General features: G+C 37.0%; 17 protein-coding genes and 7 tRNA genes. 15 read left to right on the top strand and 9 right to left on the bottom strand.

The genetic code is table 11. The features are described from left to right. Nucleotides 1-45 precede the first annotated feature (45 nt). From LLS04_RS00810 to LLS04_RS00795, 4 genes are all read left to right on the top strand, one after another. Nucleotides 46-219: a translation initiation factor IF-2 gene (locus tag LLS04_RS00810; protein ID WP_323611389.1), complete on the top strand. Its 174-nt coding sequence runs from the start codon at nucleotides 46-48 to the stop codon at nucleotides 217-219. A gap of 11 nt (nucleotides 220-230) precedes the next feature. After that, nucleotides 231-2180 (top strand): FtsX-like permease family protein, encoded by a 1950-nt coding sequence (locus tag LLS04_RS00805; RefSeq protein ID WP_323611386.1) that lies wholly within the window; start codon nucleotides 231-233, stop codon nucleotides 2178-2180. A 63-nt stretch (nucleotides 2181-2243) separates the two neighbouring features. Next, a complete protein-coding gene (locus tag LLS04_RS00800; RefSeq protein WP_254006717.1) occupies nucleotides 2244-2642 on the top strand; it encodes a GyrI-like domain-containing protein in 399 nt (132 codons plus the stop codon). Between the two features lie 84 nt (nucleotides 2643-2726). After that, on the top strand, nucleotides 2727-4736 hold the full coding sequence (locus LLS04_RS00795) for an ABC transporter permease (protein WP_323611383.1): 2010 nt from the start codon (nucleotides 2727-2729) through the stop codon (nucleotides 4734-4736). 10 nt (nucleotides 4737-4746) lie between these two features. Here the strand turns inward: LLS04_RS00795 and LLS04_RS00790 are convergent, their stop codons facing one another. The 9 genes from LLS04_RS00790 to LLS04_RS00750 form a co-directional block, all read right to left on the bottom strand. Then, the gene (locus LLS04_RS00790; RefSeq protein WP_323611381.1) at nucleotides 4747-5136 is read right to left on the bottom strand and encodes a hypothetical protein; all 390 of its coding nucleotides are present in this window, start codon (nucleotides 5134-5136) and stop codon (nucleotides 4747-4749) included. A 57-nt stretch (nucleotides 5137-5193) separates the two neighbouring features. Next, the gene (locus tag LLS04_RS00785) at nucleotides 5194-5463 is read right to left on the bottom strand and encodes a hypothetical protein (protein ID WP_323611379.1); all 270 of its coding nucleotides are present in this window, start codon (nucleotides 5461-5463) and stop codon (nucleotides 5194-5196) included. A 109-nt stretch (nucleotides 5464-5572) separates the two neighbouring features. Beyond that, nucleotides 5573-5646, bottom strand: a tRNA-Gly gene (locus LLS04_RS00780). 3 nt (nucleotides 5647-5649) lie between these two features. After that, nucleotides 5650-5725, bottom strand: a tRNA-Asp gene (locus LLS04_RS00775). Nucleotides 5726-5748: 23 nt separating this feature from the next. Further along, nucleotides 5749-5822, bottom strand: a tRNA-Gly gene (locus LLS04_RS00770). Between the two features lie 3 nt (nucleotides 5823-5825). Further along, nucleotides 5826-5901 (bottom strand) — tRNA-Asp (locus tag LLS04_RS00765). Nucleotides 5902-6146: 245 nt separating this feature from the next. Further along, a tRNA-Gly gene (locus LLS04_RS00760) sits at nucleotides 6147-6220 on the bottom strand. 7 nt (nucleotides 6221-6227) lie between these two features. After that, nucleotides 6228-6303, bottom strand: a tRNA-Asp gene (locus LLS04_RS00755). A gap of 28 nt (nucleotides 6304-6331) precedes the next feature. Next, nucleotides 6332-6422 (bottom strand) — tRNA-Ser (locus LLS04_RS00750). 120 nt (nucleotides 6423-6542) lie between these two features. On the opposite strand from LLS04_RS00750, the gene LLS04_RS00745 reads away from it, so the two are divergent. From LLS04_RS00745 to rplB, 11 genes are all read left to right on the top strand, one after another. After that, the gene (locus LLS04_RS00745) at nucleotides 6543-7064 is read left to right on the top strand and encodes a thermonuclease family protein (protein ID WP_323611378.1); all 522 of its coding nucleotides are present in this window, start codon (nucleotides 6543-6545) and stop codon (nucleotides 7062-7064) included. A 56-nt stretch (nucleotides 7065-7120) separates the two neighbouring features. Continuing rightward, nucleotides 7121-8215, top strand: a complete 1095-nt coding sequence (gene ytvI / locus LLS04_RS00740) for a sporulation integral membrane protein YtvI (RefSeq protein WP_323611375.1) — start codon at nucleotides 7121-7123, stop codon at nucleotides 8213-8215. 216 nt (nucleotides 8216-8431) lie between these two features. Further along, nucleotides 8432-8851 (top strand): 30S ribosomal protein S12, encoded by a 420-nt coding sequence (rpsL, locus tag LLS04_RS00735; protein WP_003775175.1) that lies wholly within the window; start codon nucleotides 8432-8434, stop codon nucleotides 8849-8851. Nucleotides 8852-8881: 30 nt separating this feature from the next. Beyond that, complete coding sequence (gene rpsG, locus LLS04_RS00730; protein WP_003775176.1) at nucleotides 8882-9352, top strand: 30S ribosomal protein S7; 471 nt, start codon at nucleotides 8882-8884, stop codon at nucleotides 9350-9352. 30 nt (nucleotides 9353-9382) lie between these two features. Continuing rightward, nucleotides 9383-11449: an elongation factor G gene (fusA, locus tag LLS04_RS00725; protein ID WP_323611373.1), complete on the top strand. Its 2067-nt coding sequence runs from the start codon at nucleotides 9383-9385 to the stop codon at nucleotides 11447-11449. A gap of 90 nt (nucleotides 11450-11539) precedes the next feature. Beyond that, nucleotides 11540-12724 carry an elongation factor Tu gene (tuf, locus tag LLS04_RS00720; protein ID WP_323611372.1) on the top strand — a complete coding sequence of 395 codons (1185 nt, stop codon included), beginning with the start codon at nucleotides 11540-11542 and terminating at the stop codon, nucleotides 12722-12724. 361 nt (nucleotides 12725-13085) lie between these two features. Next, nucleotides 13086-13397: a 30S ribosomal protein S10 gene (rpsJ, locus tag LLS04_RS00715; protein ID WP_003775184.1), complete on the top strand. Its 312-nt coding sequence runs from the start codon at nucleotides 13086-13088 to the stop codon at nucleotides 13395-13397. Between the two features lie 15 nt (nucleotides 13398-13412). Further along, nucleotides 13413-14105: a 50S ribosomal protein L3 gene (gene rplC / locus LLS04_RS00710; RefSeq protein WP_254006712.1), complete on the top strand. Its 693-nt coding sequence runs from the start codon at nucleotides 13413-13415 to the stop codon at nucleotides 14103-14105. Beyond that, nucleotides 14098-14727: a 50S ribosomal protein L4 gene (gene rplD, locus LLS04_RS00705; RefSeq protein WP_003775187.1), complete on the top strand. Its 630-nt coding sequence runs from the start codon at nucleotides 14098-14100 to the stop codon at nucleotides 14725-14727. Before rplC ends, rplD begins: the two co-directional genes overlap by 8 nt. Next, nucleotides 14727-15011 (top strand): 50S ribosomal protein L23, encoded by a 285-nt coding sequence (gene rplW, locus LLS04_RS00700; RefSeq protein ID WP_003775188.1) that lies wholly within the window; start codon nucleotides 14727-14729, stop codon nucleotides 15009-15011. The genes rplD and rplW overlap by 1 nt, the downstream gene beginning before the upstream one ends. A gap of 80 nt (nucleotides 15012-15091) precedes the next feature. Continuing rightward, nucleotides 15092-15928 carry a 50S ribosomal protein L2 gene (gene rplB, locus LLS04_RS00695; RefSeq protein WP_003775190.1) on the top strand — a complete coding sequence of 279 codons (837 nt, stop codon included), beginning with the start codon at nucleotides 15092-15094 and terminating at the stop codon, nucleotides 15926-15928. The last annotated feature ends 15 nt before the right edge of the window (nucleotides 15929-15943 follow it).

Here is a 15943-nt window from a genome sequence, read left to right as displayed (position 1 = left end):
AAAATTTCGATTCAATCTATACTAAATACAACAAGGAGAATATATATGAAAACACACTTAAAAAATATGATAAGAAGTTATGAAATCAGAAATGATAAACGAAGAGTACACGATGAAAAGATGCATAACAAACCCATGCTTTCCGAAATGAGTGCAGAGGAACAAGCAATCGGACAAGCTTTATCAAGTTTTGTGATTACAACGATTATTACGTTATAAAGGAGACCTCTATGTATTTAAAAATAGCACTTAGAAATGTTAAGAAAAGTTACAAAGACTACTCTGTATATTTTATAACGCTCACCTTCTCGGTAGCCTTATTCTATATATTTGGTTCGTTTGAACAACAATCATCTATTTTAAAAATGACATCGGGCCAAGGTCAAGCTGTTCAAGCATTGGTGACCACCATGAACGTGATGTCGGCAATCATTTCAGTCGTTTTTGCATTTTTAATTCTTTATGCAAATCAGTTTCTCATTCGACGTCGTCAAAAAGAACTGGGCCTGTATACATTACTCGGAATGCCTAAAAAAACAATTTCTAAAATTTTAACGTATGAAACACTTTTTATTGGTGTTATCTCATTATTATCAGGATTGATTCTAGGATATGTTGGGTCACAGCTTACCGCGATCGCGAGTGCGCGACTTTTGAAGGCAAATGTAAACTATCATTTTATTTTTTCTATTAAAGCAACAATTAAAACAATCCTGAGCTTTTCCGCAATCTTTATTATTGTTTTATTATTCAATGGTAAAGTAGTTCGAAAACACAAAGTTATTGAGCTGTTTCAAGCAGAACGCGTAAATGAAACCACCGAAAACAAACATCCGATAATACTATTTATCATCGGTATCGTGCTTCTCGTTCTTGCATATAAGTGGGCATTAGTACCCATTCATCTCGTACTATTCATGCCCTTTATAATTGCTTTGGGTTCATTCGCTACTTTTATCATTTTTAAAGCACTTTCTGGATTTATGCTTAAGTTTATGCAGATGAATCTACGTATCTATTTTAAGAATTTAAACGTATTTGTATTTCGACAAGTTGCCTCAAAAGTGAATACCACCTACAAAATGATGGCGGTGGTTAGTCTCTTACTTCTGTTTGGTATTGCAACACTTGCGACAGGATTTAATCTAAATTCGGTTATGGATGAACAGGTAAAGCGTAATACGCCTTTTGATTACACTTTGATGATTCCATATTCAACAAGCAATCGTGATCGTGACGTTGAGACATTTCTCGGTCAACAAAAAGCCGACGCTTTGGTATCCATGAACATCTATAATTCAGAATATACGGTGGAAGCTTTACAAAATATCGTTGAGGTTGGTAAAAATGAACAAACACCGCGTCTTTATTTAGCGGATCTTAATGACTATAATACAATGCGTGAACTTCATGGCTTACCTACGATTGCTCTTAAGAATCAAGCAGTCTATCCTTATGGTTTAAAACATAATTACAAAGATTATAAATCAAACACGAGATTAATCAGCTTAGGGAATGAAGTTTTGGATGTGATTGACGATCAAAACATTACGGATATGAGTGTAAGAAATGGCGACTTCAATGATATTATCTTGTTTATGAGTACAGAAACACTACAGAAAATACAATCAGCTCAAACAAACCCGGTTACGATGACTACAATTTATAATATCAATGCAGATCAGAGTACAGTGGTTCAAACATCAATTGAACAGAAACTTTTGGAACTTGGGTATGATCAAAATGATATCATAAGCGTTAGTTCGGAAGAACTTTCTGAGATGTTATTGGGGATTGAATTGGTATTTACCTTTATGGGACTTTACCTGGGTGTTGTCTTTTTGATCAGTAGTGGTGTTATTCTTGCCCTCCAACAACTTTCAGAGGCGAACGATAATCAGGCGCGCTACAGAGTTCTTTCCAAACTGGGTACTGATTCCAAGATGATAAATCAATCAATCTTTAAACAAGTTGCACTATACTTTTTTATACCACTCTTACTGGCAGCAATTCATGCTTGGGTGGGCATTCGCGCTGTGAATGTAAACTTAGACTTAGCAGGGTTAAAAGCAAGTAGTATTGTCCCTACATGCTTAACATGTTTTGGGGTAATGGCAATTTATTTAATCTACTTTAGCGCAACCTATTTTGGAAGTAAGTCAATTATTAAAGGAAACTAGAGAAATCATCTAGTTTTTTTTATAGAATGTTGTATTATAGTTGTAGTATAAAAGGAGCTTTCCATGAATTTATTTATAAGAGAAGATATTCGTACAAATAGTCTTGATGATCCAGAGTTTGAACAAAAACTTGCTTCAATGTGGGAGCGGTTTAACACATCATTACCACATTATGATGCAGCAAAATATGCAGTTTACACGGATTACAAGACAGACTATAAAGGATTGTATTCACTTGGACTTGCGACAGAATATGAACAAACGAGTGAATTATTGGTTGTGGATGATCGCAATGATTATCAAGTGTTTCCTGTTGATATAACAGATGATTTCGGTATTCTGAATACGTGGAAATTAATTTGGTCGTTGGAGACATCAGGGAAATTAAACCGTGCTTATACAATTGATTTTGAAAAATATTATGAGGATGGTCGTATTGATATTTTTATCGCCGTAGAATAACATTTATGTTATTCTTTTTTATTACGAGAATGTAAGGTGGTTGATTACCAAAGTGTGATAAAATACGATAAAGGAGTTGCATCGATGATTATTAAAATGGCATTCAAAAATGTACGAAAGAGTTATAAAGATTACACCGTGTACTTTGTGACATTGGCGTTTTCGGTAGCTCTATTTTATATTTTTGGATCGTTTGAAGATCAAGCTGTAATCTTGGAACTCACAAATCAAATGGGACGTACCTTTAAACTTGTATCAGAGGCTTTAAATGTCATTTCAGTTATAGTTGTGGTGATATTCGCGTTTCTTATTGTGTACGCAAATAATTTTATTATTGGAAGACGTAAACAAGAGTTTGGACTCTATATGCTTTTAGGAATGTCTCGTTTTAAAATGTCGTTAATACTTATGGCGGAAACATTTTTGATTGGGCTTGCTGCTCTTTTTATGGGTCTTTTCACTGGTTATATTTTATCGCAGATTACAGGGGTGATGATGGGAACGATATTGGCTGTTCCCATTCATTATCAGTTTATCTTTTCGATCAATGGTGCGCGGCGAACTATTTATTGTTTTAGTGGTATTTTCATACTTATTATGTTTTTGAATCAGCGGAAATTACATAAAATTACGTTAAATGATTTGTTTAATGCTCATAGAACACAAGAAATGATGCCAAAGGGTTCTGTGGGATGGACCTTATTTCAGTTAATCAGTGCGCTAGCTATCTTAATTTTTGATTATTTGTGGGTGCTTAAAGCAGGTCAACTGATTTTATTTATGCCAATTATAGTAGGGATAGGAATCTTTGCGACGATACTTTTATTTAAATCTTTGGCGGGATTTGTGGAGCGTATTGTACGTCTAGGGCGTGCACGATACTACACAAACTTAAACATGTTCGTCATTCGTCAAGTTTCGAATAAAATTCGTTCGACTTATCGTGTGATGGCGGTAGTGTCGATTACCTTGTTGTTTGGAATCACAATCTTAGCCACAGGATTAAATCTCAATAAACGAATTTCAATTTCCACGGAAGAAACCGTCCCTTATGACCTAACATTCACTTATATGTATGATGATTTAGGCGTTTCAAAAAATTATAAAGATGATTTGGGTTTGGATGAATATTTTGAAGAAGGATTTCAAGTTAACCTCTATCGCTCCGAGTCATTTAGCACAGATATACTCGTGCAGTCAGGGGATATAGAGGAGGATATAGAACCATTAAGAGAACCCTTAGCACTTGTCACACTTAGTGACTACAATAAAGTCCGTACCTTTCATAAGAAACCGGTACTCAAGCTCGATCAGAATCAACTTTACTTTCAACCGGATTACAACAGCCTTGTTACGATGCGCACACCTTTGGTCGATGTCCTTGATTATCGCAAACCATTAATTTTTGATAATCAAGAATTTCTATTACAACCTTATGATAAAGAAAATTTTGTAATCATTTCCAATCAATCGAATGGATACCCGATCTTGGTGGTTAATGATCAAGACTTCAATCATATAAAGGTCACTTGGCCTGACGTTTTTATCAAAACGATTCTGAGTGCTAATCTCTTGAATTCGTCAGAGGCAGAGATTGAAAGGATTATAGAACAAGTAAATCTAAAACAAAAGGATGATCCAACAGAGTACTATGCTACCGATATTCTTTCCAGATATAATTCAGGACTTACGGGAATGGGTACTGAAATTATCATTGCCGCTGTGGGACTATATGTTGGGATGGTACTCTTAATCGTAAGTCTTGTTATCTTAGCGCTCCAACAATTATCAGAAGCCAGTGATAACCAGGCACGCTATGAAACTCTTCGGAAGATTGGGGTTTCATCAAACATGATAAATCGTGCTCTTCTAAAACAAACAGCTTTATATTTCTTTATGCCACTGGGTGTCGCCTTAGTTCATACAGTTGTTGGATTGATTGCGGTAGAGCGAAATTTAAATCTAATCAACTTAGGTTATCCATCGAATGTATTAAGCATTTCAACGGTCGCGATTGTTTTTCTGTTTTATCTGATTTATTTTGTAATAACCTATATGAATAGTAAACGAATCATTCGACCTCATCGTAATTAAAAAAACATATTCAATTAGAATATGTTTTTTCTTTTAAAGCAGTATGCTTTTCAATATATGGATAGAAGTGTTCAAGTTGAAGCATCTCAATAAATAGGTCTACGCCGGATTCGAAGAAATCCCTAAGAACGGGATTATCATTGTTATATTTTACCATCATAAGATCTTTTGGATTCAGTAATTCATTACTGATATCATATCGAAGTTGAGCAATTAATATCGATGTAAGTGCGTTTGTTTCATAGCGTATCCAATCTATGGTGTAAGTTAAGTCGTCTTGTACGTATTCTGATAAGCAATCATAATAGGTACTCAAAAGATGACTTTCAAAGATTGTTTTTTGAAGGTATATAGTTGTTTGTACGGATTGCTCATCACCATATGCTGTGATAAAAGACATTACACGGTTAAAGATTTCCTGTCCTTCCGGTGTATTGAAGTACGTACCGGGAATGGATTAATCGTAGTTTAAAGCGTAGTAACCTTCTGTTAATTCTTGTAATACAATTCGAAGTTTAGTATCTTTTTCAAGTTTCTTCTCCCGATCAATCTGTTTCTGATGGTTTTCTTTTATTTTCTTTAATTCGGTATCGGCAGATTGTTTTCTACCAAGATACGAACTGATGTATCCAAATAAAGAACTTAGTAAAACACCGGAAAGACTGATGATTGCGACAACAATTTGGTAACTGTCCATTATATTCAAAATATATATCGATTCGGTCATAAACAATCCTCCTATAAAAGCATTATAACGTATATTATTCTAAATCCAATCTTTGATTTTAAAAGTAAAAAAACTCTATAAGCGAACTTATAGAGTTAAATTAATTATTTGGAGCAGGTGAGGGGAATTGAACCCCCGCCTCAACCTTGGCAAGGTCGTGTTCTACCATTGAACTACACCTGCAAATGGCGGTCCAGACGGGAATCGAACCCGCGATCTCCTGCGTGACAGGCAGGCATGTTAACCGCTACACCACTGGACCATTTGCAAACATTAAATTGTACTTGGAGCAGGTGAGGGGAATTGAACCCCCGCCTCAACCTTGGCAAGGTCGTGTTCTACCATTGAACTACACCTGCAAATGGCGGTCCAGACGGGAATCGAACCCGCGATCTCCTGCGTGACAGGCAGGCATGTTAACCGCTACACCACTGGACCATTTGCAAAACGTTAATCCCTTAACGCTCATATATATTACCATAGATAAAATCTTATTCCAAGCCTTTTTTACAACATAAACTAGTTTTTTTTGTTTGGCTCTAAATCAGCTACAGAATGCAACCTTACAGTCAACACAAAGCCTAAAAAATGATGGTAAAAGGAATCTCAATTCAATTAGAAGTCTATTGAATTGAGGGAAGATATAAAAAAAAGAACAATGCTGTTCTTAATAATTAATATTTTGGAGCAGGTGAGGGGAATTGAACCCCCGCCTCAACCTTGGCAAGGTCGTGTTCTACCATTGAACTACACCTGCAAAAAAATGGCGGTCCAGACGGGAATCGAACCCGCGATCTCCTGCGTGACAGGCAGGCATGTTAACCGCTACACCACTGGACCATTTTTTTATATATGAGAAACAAAATAATGGCGGAGATGGGGAGATTTGAACTCCCGCGCCAGTTACCCGACCTATACCCTTAGCAGGGGCACCTCTTCAGCCACTTGAGTACATCTCCAAGTTTGTTTCTTGCTCTCTTCTTTGAGTGCTCATTCATATTATCACAACAATAGGTCTTAGGCAATAGGATTTTATTGTTTTTTTTAATATTTAACATTGTTTAGGGTATAATGTGTCTATGAACAATAAAATTAAACAAAACACCGCGAATATGTTACTTAAAATCACTGTTCTAGTTATTTTGGTAATAATATTTCTTCTATCTGAATTTGCGAAGCCGCAGAGTAATTCAAATATGGAACACGTTACACTTCACAAGTGTATTGATGGGGATACAGCACAACTAAACATTGGTGGTAAAAAAGAGAAAGTCCGTTTTATTGCTGTAGATACGCCAGAGCTGCGTCAAAATGATCAATACAATCCTCAATTTTTTGCAGAGGAAGCGAGCTCATTTACGTGTGAATATTTAAAAAATGCAAAAAAAATCAAACTTGAGTATGATCCCGAAGCTGATAAGTATGATAAATATGGTCGTGTTATTGCCTGGGTATACGTTGATGATACACTTTTACAGGAACTATTAGTTTCCGGAGGATTTGCTAAGGTTAAATATATCTATGGTGATTACCTTCATGTAGATAAATTAAATCGTTTACAGGCAAATGCTAAGAAACAAAAAATGGGTATATGGAAATGATAAAGGTAGACTTTGAATCTTGAAATCTTTAAAATAAACTATAGATGGAGGAAGTTATGATTGAAAAACGTAAAAATTTTATAATTAATATTCTGTATTTTGCAATAAGTTTTAGTCTTGCAGCATTGGTCCTTAAATTTTCAACGAAATACCTGATGCCTTTTATTATTGGTTTTGTGATCGCATTCTTATTGAAGCCGGTTATATCTAAACTCACAAAGAAAATTGGAAATCAAAAGGGTTCTTCATTATTAGTAGTTATTCTTTTCTATATATTATTAGCAGCGGCTATATTTTGGATTTTGGTAGCGGTTATTGCGGGTATTCAAAATTTTGCGAAAGCTGTTCCAAGCTTCTATCAGGCAACACTATCTCCCGCAATTGAATCTGTCATTGTTTGGGTAGAGGGTGCCGTCGTTAATCTTGATCCGGATGTCATTGAGATCATTGAATCTATTGGTCGCTCTATAGTTCAAAGCATTGATGGAATTTTCAAAGGGATTTCAGGTGGAACGATTAATTTCATTACACGACTTATTTCTTCAATTCCAAGTGTTTTGATATCAATATTAATTGCTATTATTTCATCGTTCTTCTTCACGTTGGATTACCAAGGAATTGTTAGCAGTGTAATGGGGATGATTCCTTTAAAACAAAGAACTTTGATCTTGGATATTAAAGATGGGCTGATTTCTGTTCTCGGTAAATATTTAAGAGCCTATGCTAAATTGATGTCGCTGACATTTGTGGAGCTGTCATTTGCGTTCTTTATTCTTGGTATCCATAATCCTATTGGTTTGGCTTTTATGGTTGCGATCATTGACATCCTTCCAGTTCTAGGAACCGGAACGGTTATGATTCCGTGGTTTATTATTGAACTCATCATGGGTAACACTCCATTGGGCATCGGACTCATGATTACTTACATTGTAATCACTGTAATTCGGAATATTTTAGAGCCGAAGATTGTGGGGGATCAAATAGGACTCCACCCACTAGCAACTCTTATCCTTATATATGTAGGACTAAAGATGTTTGGTTTCATCGGTTTATTTGCGCTTCCTATATCTGCAACTATACTAAAAACACTGCACGATGAAGGTAAAATTAATATTTTCCGTAGAGCAGATGAATCGAGCGAAATAGCTTAAGTTAAACATATAATAAATTGAATTGAGAGAGACGTTTCATCGACTCTCTCGATTTTTATATTTTTTTCGTTTAATATGTTGACAAGCACGATTAGTGTGATAAAATGTAAAGGCTTATGAATTAATACTGGGTTTCTTTCGTGGAAACCTAATTAATATGTGAGTTATGGCACACATGGTACTGTGTGCATAGAAATTTAAGAAGGGAGAAAATTAATGCCTACAATTAACCAATTGATTCAAAAAGGTCGTACAAAACGCGTTTACAAATCGAAATCACCGGCATTAGGTCGTAGTTTAAATACGATTAAACGTCAAACAACAAAAGTAAATAGTCCACAAAAACGTGGAGTATGTACACGTGTTGGTACAATGACACCTAAGAAACCTAACTCAGCATTACGTAAATATGCACGTGTTCGTTTGAGTAATGGTATGGAAGTTACGGCTTATATTCCAGGAATCGGACACAACTTACAAGAACATAGTGTTGTTCTTATTCGTGGTGGTCGTGTAAAAGACTTACCTGGGGTTCGTTACCACATCGTTCGTGGAACAATGGACTGTGCTGGTGTAACTGACCGTCGTCAAAGCCGTTCACTATACGGTACAAAAAAACCAAGACAAGAAGATTAATTAACATCAAAAATGAGAGGAGTGAATTAAATGCCTAGAAAAGGACATGTTCCAAAGCGCGACGTAGTTGCTGATCCAATTTATAATTCAAAATTAGTAACACGTTTAATCAACAGAATCATGATTGATGGTAAAAAAGGTTTAGCACAATCAATTCTTTATAACGCTTTTGCAATTATTGAAGAAAAAACAGGTCGCCAACCAATGGAAGTATTTGAGGAAGCTTTAGACAACGTATTACCTGTCTTAGAACTTAAAGCTCGCCGAGTTGGTGGATCAAACATCCAAATCCCTATTGAAGTAACTCAAGAACGTCGATTGACACTTGGACTTCGTTGGATTGTTCAATATTCACGTTCACGTGGAGAAAAAACAATGGAAGAACGCTTAGCTGCTGAAATCATCGATGCATCAAATGGTGTAGGTGCTTCAGTTAAGAAACGTGACGACGTGCATAAAATGGCTGAAGCCAATAAAGCATTCGCACACTACCGTTGGTAAGATTAACGTAGAAAAGGAGACTTACATCTTATGGCAAGAGAATTTTCATTAGATAAAATGCGTAATATCGGTATCATGGCTCACATCGATGCTGGTAAAACAACTACAACAGAACGTATTCTCTATTATACAGGTCGTACACATAAGATCGGGGAAACTCATGATGGTGCTGCAACGATGGACTGGATGGCGCAGGAGCAAGAACGTGGTATTACAATCACATCCGCTGCTACAACTGCTGCTTGGAAGGGCCACCGTGTAAACATTATTGATACTCCTGGTCACGTTGACTTTACTGTTGAGGTTGAACGTTCATTACGTGTTCTTGATGGTGCGGTTACAGTACTTGATGCTAAATCAGGTGTTGAACCTCAAACAGAAACTGTTTGGCGTCAAGCTACAAAATATAACGTACCTCGTATCGTGTTCGTTAATAAAATGGACGCAACCGGTGCAGACTTCTACATGTCAGCAAAAACTATTGTTGATCGTTTAGGAGCTAAATCAGCACCAATCCAAATCCCTATTGGGGTTGAAGACTATTTCGATGGTCTAATTGATATCGTTGAGCAAGAAGCACATATGTTTGCTGACGTATCACAAAAAACAGATGATATTGTTGAAATTCCTGAAGAGTTTAAAGCTCAAGTAGCTGAAGCTCGTGAAGTGTTGTTTGAACAAATCTCTGATTTTGATGAAGACTTTATGATGCTTATCCTTGAAGGTGTTGAACCTACGGTTGAACAAATCAAGACTGCTATCCGTAAAGCTGTAATCAGTGGTGAATTCTTCCCAGTACTTTGTGGTGCTGCTTATAAGAATAAAGGTGTTATCGCGATGCTTGATGCAGTTATCGATTACTTACCTTCACCAGTTGATATTCCAGCTGTAAATGGTACTTTACCAAATGGTGAAGAAGCTGTTCGTGAAGCAAGTGATGAAGCACCATTCTCAGCTTTAGCATTTAAAGTTATGACTGACCCATTTGTTGGACGTCTTACATACTTCCGTGTGTATTCAGGTGTTGCAACATCAGGTGGACCAGTATATAACTCAGTAAAACGTAAACGTGAACGTTTCGGTCGTATCATGCAAATGCATGCTAACCACCGTGAAGAGATCGAAAATGTTTATGCTGGTGAAATCGCTGCTGCTGTTGGTCTTAAAGTTACAGGTACAGGGGATACACTTTGTGATGAAAAGAAAGAAATCATTCTTGAATCAATGGTCTTCCCAGAACCAGTTATCAACGTTGCCGTTGAACCAAAATCAAAAGGTGACCAAGATAAAATGGGACTTGCTTTAGCTAAATTAGCTGAAGAAGATCCAACATTTAAAACATATACTGATGATGAAACAGGACAAACAATCATTGCCGGAATGGGTGAGTTACACTTAGACATTCTTGTTGATCGTATGAAACGTGAATTCAAAGTTGAAGCTAACGTAGGAGCCCCACAAGTTGCTTACCGCGAAACAATTCGCAGTGCAGCTGACTGTGAAGGTAAATTCGTTCGTCAATCTGGTGGTCGTGGACAATATGGACACGTTTGGATCAAATTTGAACCAAATCCAGGTAAAGGTTTTGAATGGGTTGATAAAGTTGTTGGTGGAACAGTTCCTCGTGAATTTATTAAACCAGCACAAGAAGGGCTTACAGCTGCACTTCAAAATGGTTTAATTGCTGGATACCCTGCAATTGATATCAAAGCTACATTATTCGATGGATCATCACATGATGTTGACTCCTCAGAAATGGCTTATAAAATCGCTGCTAGCATGGCTTTCAAAGAAGCTGCTAAAAAATGTAATCCAGTATTGTTAGAACCAATCATGAATGTTGAAATCACAGCACCAAGTGAATACTTGGGAGCAGTTATGGGAGATATCTCAGGACGTCGTGGACAAATTCGTGATCAAGAAGAACGCGGTAACGCAGTTATCGTTAAGGCTTGGGTTCCACTTTCAAACATGTCTGGATATACAACTGACCTTCGTTCATTTACACAAGGTCGCGGTAACTCATCAATGCAATTTGATCACTACGAAGAAGTGCCAAAGAGCATTGCAGAAACAGTTGCTAAAAAGAAAAAATAACCAGTTGATATTTACGTATTGATTTTATATGAAGATTATCTTAATATATAGTTGATAGGCAATATTTTATACATAGGAGGAAAATTGCACATGTCAAAAGAAAAATTTGATCGTTCCAAACCCCATGTTAACGTTGGTACATTAGGACACGTTGACCATGGTAAAACTACATTAACAGCTGCTATTACAAACGTATTAGCTAAAAAAGGTGGCGGGGCTGCTCAAGCTTACGACCAAATCGATAAAGCGCCTGAAGAAAGAGAACGTGGAATCACAATCTCAACTTCACACGTTGAATACGAAACAGAAGCACGTCACTACGCACACGTTGACTGTCCAGGTCACGCTGACTACGTTAAAAACATGATCACAGGTGCTGCACAAATGGATGGTGCTATCTTAGTTGTTTCAGCAACAGATGGTCCAATGCCACAAACTCGTGAGCACATCCTACTTGCAAAACAATTAGGTGTTCCTTACTTCGTAGTATTCTTGAACAAATGCGACATGGTTGATGACGAAGAGTTAATCGACTTAGTTGAAATGGAAGTTCGTGAATTACTATCAGAAAACGATTACGACGGAGATAACTGTCCAGTTATCCGCGGATCAGCTCTTAAAGCATTAGAAGGCGAAGCAGACTGGGAAGAAAAAATTATCGAACTCATGGATGCTATCGATGCTAATGTACCAGAACCAGTTCGTGATACAGACAAACCATTCTTAATGTCAATCGAAGACGTATTTACAATCTCAGGTCGTGGTACAGTTGCTACAGGACGTGTAGAACGTGGAGAATTAAAACTTAACGAAGAAGTTGAAATCGTTGGTATTCACCCTACATCAAAAACTGTTGTAACAGGTATCGAAATGTTCCACAAAATGTTAGATTCAGCTATGGCTGGTGACAACGTTGGAGCACTTCTACGTGGTGTTAACCGTGAGCAAATCGAACGTGGACAAGTTCTTGCTAAACCAGGTTCAGTAACTCCTCACAAAATCTTCAAAGCTCAAGTTTATATCTTAAGCAAAGAAGAAGGTGGACGTCATACTCCATTTGTTAACAACTACCGTCCTCAATTCTACTTCCGTACAACAGACGTAACTGGAACAATTCAATTACCTGAAGGTGTTGATATGGTTATGCCTGGTGACAACGTAGAAATGACTATAGAACTTATCGCTCCAATCGCTGTAGAGCAAGGTACAACATTCTCAATTCGTGAGGGTGGACGTACTGTTGGTGCTGGTAACGTTACAGAAATCGTTAAATAATCTATTTTTAACAAACTAACCTCTACATTGTAGAGGTTTTTTTTATGAGAAATAATAATTTGAGAACTTAAATTATTATTGTTCAATAGTAGCTCTAATTTGTTTTAGATGCGGATCAAATAAAACCATGAAATGCTTGATTTAAAGGCTTCTTATACCGATAAAATAAACAAATAAATATTTTTAAAATAATACTATAAAAGACCTTGAATTTATAGATAGATAGTGTATAATACTAAAGCGACTGCATAGAAGTGCAAGGTTGCCGGCACACTGAATAGCGTTGTCATGGTCAGTGAGAAGCCGGGGAATTTGTACAGAGCAGGTCTATTGGAAATAGACAGTAGAAGGAGGAATTTCCATGGCAAAGAATTTTATTCGTATTCGTCTAAAAGCTTATGAACACCGTACTATTGATAGTGCTGCACAAAAAATTGTTCAAGCTGCTAACGATCACGGCGCACAAAAGGTAGTAGGACCAGTTCCATTACCAACAGAAAAACAAATCGTAACAATCTTACGATCAGTACACGTTAATAAGGATTCTCGTGAACAATTTGAATCAAGAACTCACAAGAGATTGATTGAAATTGTTGGCCCAACGGCAGAAACTATCGACGCATTAAGTCGTTTAGATCTACCAAGCGGTGTTGATATCGAGATCAAACTTTAGTAGAGAGGAGTTATCATGAAAGGATTACTAGGACGTAAATTAGGAATGACACAAGTCTTCACAACTGACGGAAAATTAATTCCAGTTAGTGTTGTCGAAGTATTGCCAAACGTTGTTCTTCAAAAGAAAACAATGGAATCAGACAATTATGAAGCAGTTCAATTAGGTGCCTTCGATGTGAAGGAACAACGTGCAAACAAATCTGAGATTGCTCACGCTGCTAAAGCAAGCACTGCTCCAAAGAAATTTGTTCGTGAAATTGCTGGCTCAGAAATGATGGATTTCGAGGTTGGCGCAGAAATTAAAGCTGATTTATTCAGCGTAGGGGAATATGTTGACGTAACAGGAACATCACGTGGACATGGTTTCCAAGGTTCAATCGTTCGTGCGAACCAAAAAATCGGACCTAAAGCTCACGGTTCAGGATTTCACCGTGGAGTTGGTTCACTTGCAACAGGTGGATTAAACCCTGCTGTAATTAAAAAAGGACGTATTTTACCAGGACAACATGGTGGATACACTACAACAAATCAAAAGTTAGAAGTTATCAAAGTTGATACAGAAAGTAACTATCTATTAATTAAAGGAAACATTCCTGGACCTAAAAAAGGTTTCGTAATTGTTAAATCAACAGTTAAACGCGTTAAATCAAAAGATCCAGTTGAATTAGTTGACTTTGCAGTTAAGGAGGATTCCGAAAATGCCTAAGTTAGATATTTTAAACCTTGAAGGCAAGAGTCTTCGTGAACTTGAGTTAAACGAAGCAGTATTTGGAATTGAACCAAATAATCAAACAATCTTTGAAGCAGTTGTTATGCAACAAGCTTCACTTCGTCAAGGTACACACAAAACTAAGAACCGTACAGAGGTTCGCGGTGGTGGACGTAAACCATGGCGTCAAAAAGGAACAGGTCGTGCTCGTCAAGGGTCAATCCGTTCTCCTCAATGGCGTGGTGGTGGAGTTGTTTTCGGACCTACTCCAAGAAGCTACAAATACAGCCTTAACCGTAAGGTTCGTCGTTTAGCTTTACGTTCAGCATTATCACAAAAAGTTATGGATTCAGAAATGTCAGTAGTTGAAAACCTAACAGTTGAAAACGTTAAGACAAAAGAATTCATCGCAGTGATGGATGCACTTAAATTAAACAAGAAAACTCTATTTGTTGTTTCAGCTGAAGAAAATATTGACAATGCTTACTTATCAATGCGTAACCTATCAAACACAATGATGTTAGATGTTCAAGGTTTAAACGTTTACGATATCGTAAATTGCGATCAAATTGTATTCACTGAAAAAGCAGCTATCGAAGCTGGGGAGGTGCTTGCATAATGAAACGTAACCCTAGAGATATTATTGTTCGTCCAATTATTACTGAGAAAACAGTAGCGATGCAACAAAACGATAACAAAGTTACTTTTGAAGTAGCTAAAGGATCAAACAAAATCGAAATTCGTCAAGCTATCGAAGAAATTTTCAATGTTAAAGTTGAAAAAATCAACGTTATCAACGTTTTACCACGTAAAAAACGTGTAGGACGTTACGAAGGACAAACTAAAGCAGTTCGCAAAGCAATCGTGAAACTCGCTGAAGGTTCAAAAATCGAAGTTCTTTAATCATAAAGTTCTTTAATCAATAAAACTTATCGGAAGAATTACGCTATTTCCGGATAACTTGCGTAGGGAGGAATTATTACATGGCAATTAAACATTATAAGCCAACTACTCCTGGACGTCGCGGGATGACAACTTTAGCTAACGAACAGTTATCTAAAAATGTTAAACCAGAACGTTCATTAGTAGCTCCACTAAGTAAAACTGGTGGACGTGGTAATACAGGTCGTATTACAACTCGTCACATCGGTGGTGGACATAAACGTCAATACCGTATTATTGACTTTAAACGTAACAAAGATGATATTCCAGCAAAAGTTGCAACAATCGAATATGATCCAAACCGTTCAGCAAATATCGCTTTATTAAGCTACGCTGATGGGGAAAAACGTTATATTTTAGCTCCTAAAGGACTAAAAGTAGGCGACGTAATTTATAGTGGTGCATCAGCTGATATTAAAGTTGGTAACGCTAAAGAATTAGGTCAAATGCCTGAAGGTACATTAGTACATAATATTGAATTAAAACCAGGACGTGGTGCACAATTAGTGCGTTCAGCTGGAACATCAGCTCAAGTTCTTGGTGTTGAAGAAAAACATGTTACTGTTCAATTAGCATCTGGTGAAGTTCGTAAGATTTTATCAACATGCCGTGCAACAATCGGTGAAGTTGGAAACTCAGAACATTCATTAGTTAACATTGGTAAAGCTGGACGTAAACGTCACATGGGTATTCGCCCAACTGTACGTGGTTCTGCAATGAACCCTGTTGATCACCCTCATGGTGGTGGGGAAGGACGTACTCCAATCGGACGTAAGTCACCTATGACACCTTGGGGTAAAAAAGCTATGGGTGTTAAAACTCGTAGAGATAAAAAAGCATCGACTAAGTTAATTGTACGTCGACGCAATGATAAGTAGACGAAAGGAAGGAAG

The sequence above is a fragment of the Erysipelothrix enhydrae genome (assembly GCF_035066605.1).
In the GTDB taxonomy this organism is placed as follows: Bacteria; Bacillota_I; Bacilli_A; order Erysipelotrichales; family Erysipelotrichaceae; genus Erysipelothrix; species Erysipelothrix amsterdamensis.
Note: the sequence above shows the minus strand (reverse complement) of the source record. Positions and strands in the feature narration are given on the sequence as shown.

Bases quoted from the DNA above. Each gene is read 5' to 3' on its own strand.
- LLS04_RS00795 (WP_323611383.1), top strand. From the start codon at position 2,727: ATGATTATTAAAATGGCATTCAAAAATGTACGAAAGAGTTATAAAGAT.
- LLS04_RS00810 (WP_323611389.1), top strand. From the start codon at position 46: ATGAAAACACACTTAAAAAATATGATAAGAAGTTATGAAATCAGAAAT.
- LLS04_RS00805 (WP_323611386.1), top strand. From the start codon at position 231: ATGTATTTAAAAATAGCACTTAGAAATGTTAAGAAAAGTTACAAAGAC.
- rpsL (WP_003775175.1), top strand. From the start codon at position 8,432: ATGCCTACAATTAACCAATTGATTCAAAAAGGTCGTACAAAACGCGTT.
- rplB (WP_003775190.1), top strand. From the start codon at position 15,092: ATGGCAATTAAACATTATAAGCCAACTACTCCTGGACGTCGCGGGATG.
- LLS04_RS00785 (WP_323611379.1), bottom strand. From the start codon at position 5,463: ATGACCGAATCGATATATATTTTGAATATAATGGACAGTTACCAAATT.
- rplC (WP_254006712.1), top strand. From the start codon at position 13,413: ATGAAAGGATTACTAGGACGTAAATTAGGAATGACACAAGTCTTCACA.
- tuf (WP_323611372.1), top strand. From the start codon at position 11,540: ATGTCAAAAGAAAAATTTGATCGTTCCAAACCCCATGTTAACGTTGGT.
- rplD (WP_003775187.1), top strand. From the start codon at position 14,098: ATGCCTAAGTTAGATATTTTAAACCTTGAAGGCAAGAGTCTTCGTGAA.
- LLS04_RS00745 (WP_323611378.1), top strand. From the start codon at position 6,543: ATGAACAATAAAATTAAACAAAACACCGCGAATATGTTACTTAAAATC.
- rpsJ (WP_003775184.1), top strand. From the start codon at position 13,086: ATGGCAAAGAATTTTATTCGTATTCGTCTAAAAGCTTATGAACACCGT.
- LLS04_RS00790 (WP_323611381.1), bottom strand. From the start codon at position 5,136: ATGTCTTTTATCACAGCATATGGTGATGAGCAATCCGTACAAACAACT.
- LLS04_RS00800 (WP_254006717.1), top strand. From the start codon at position 2,244: ATGAATTTATTTATAAGAGAAGATATTCGTACAAATAGTCTTGATGAT.
- fusA (WP_323611373.1), top strand. From the start codon at position 9,383: ATGGCAAGAGAATTTTCATTAGATAAAATGCGTAATATCGGTATCATG.
- rpsG (WP_003775176.1), top strand. From the start codon at position 8,882: ATGCCTAGAAAAGGACATGTTCCAAAGCGCGACGTAGTTGCTGATCCA.
- rplW (WP_003775188.1), top strand. From the start codon at position 14,727: ATGAAACGTAACCCTAGAGATATTATTGTTCGTCCAATTATTACTGAG.
- ytvI (WP_323611375.1), top strand. From the start codon at position 7,121: ATGATTGAAAAACGTAAAAATTTTATAATTAATATTCTGTATTTTGCA.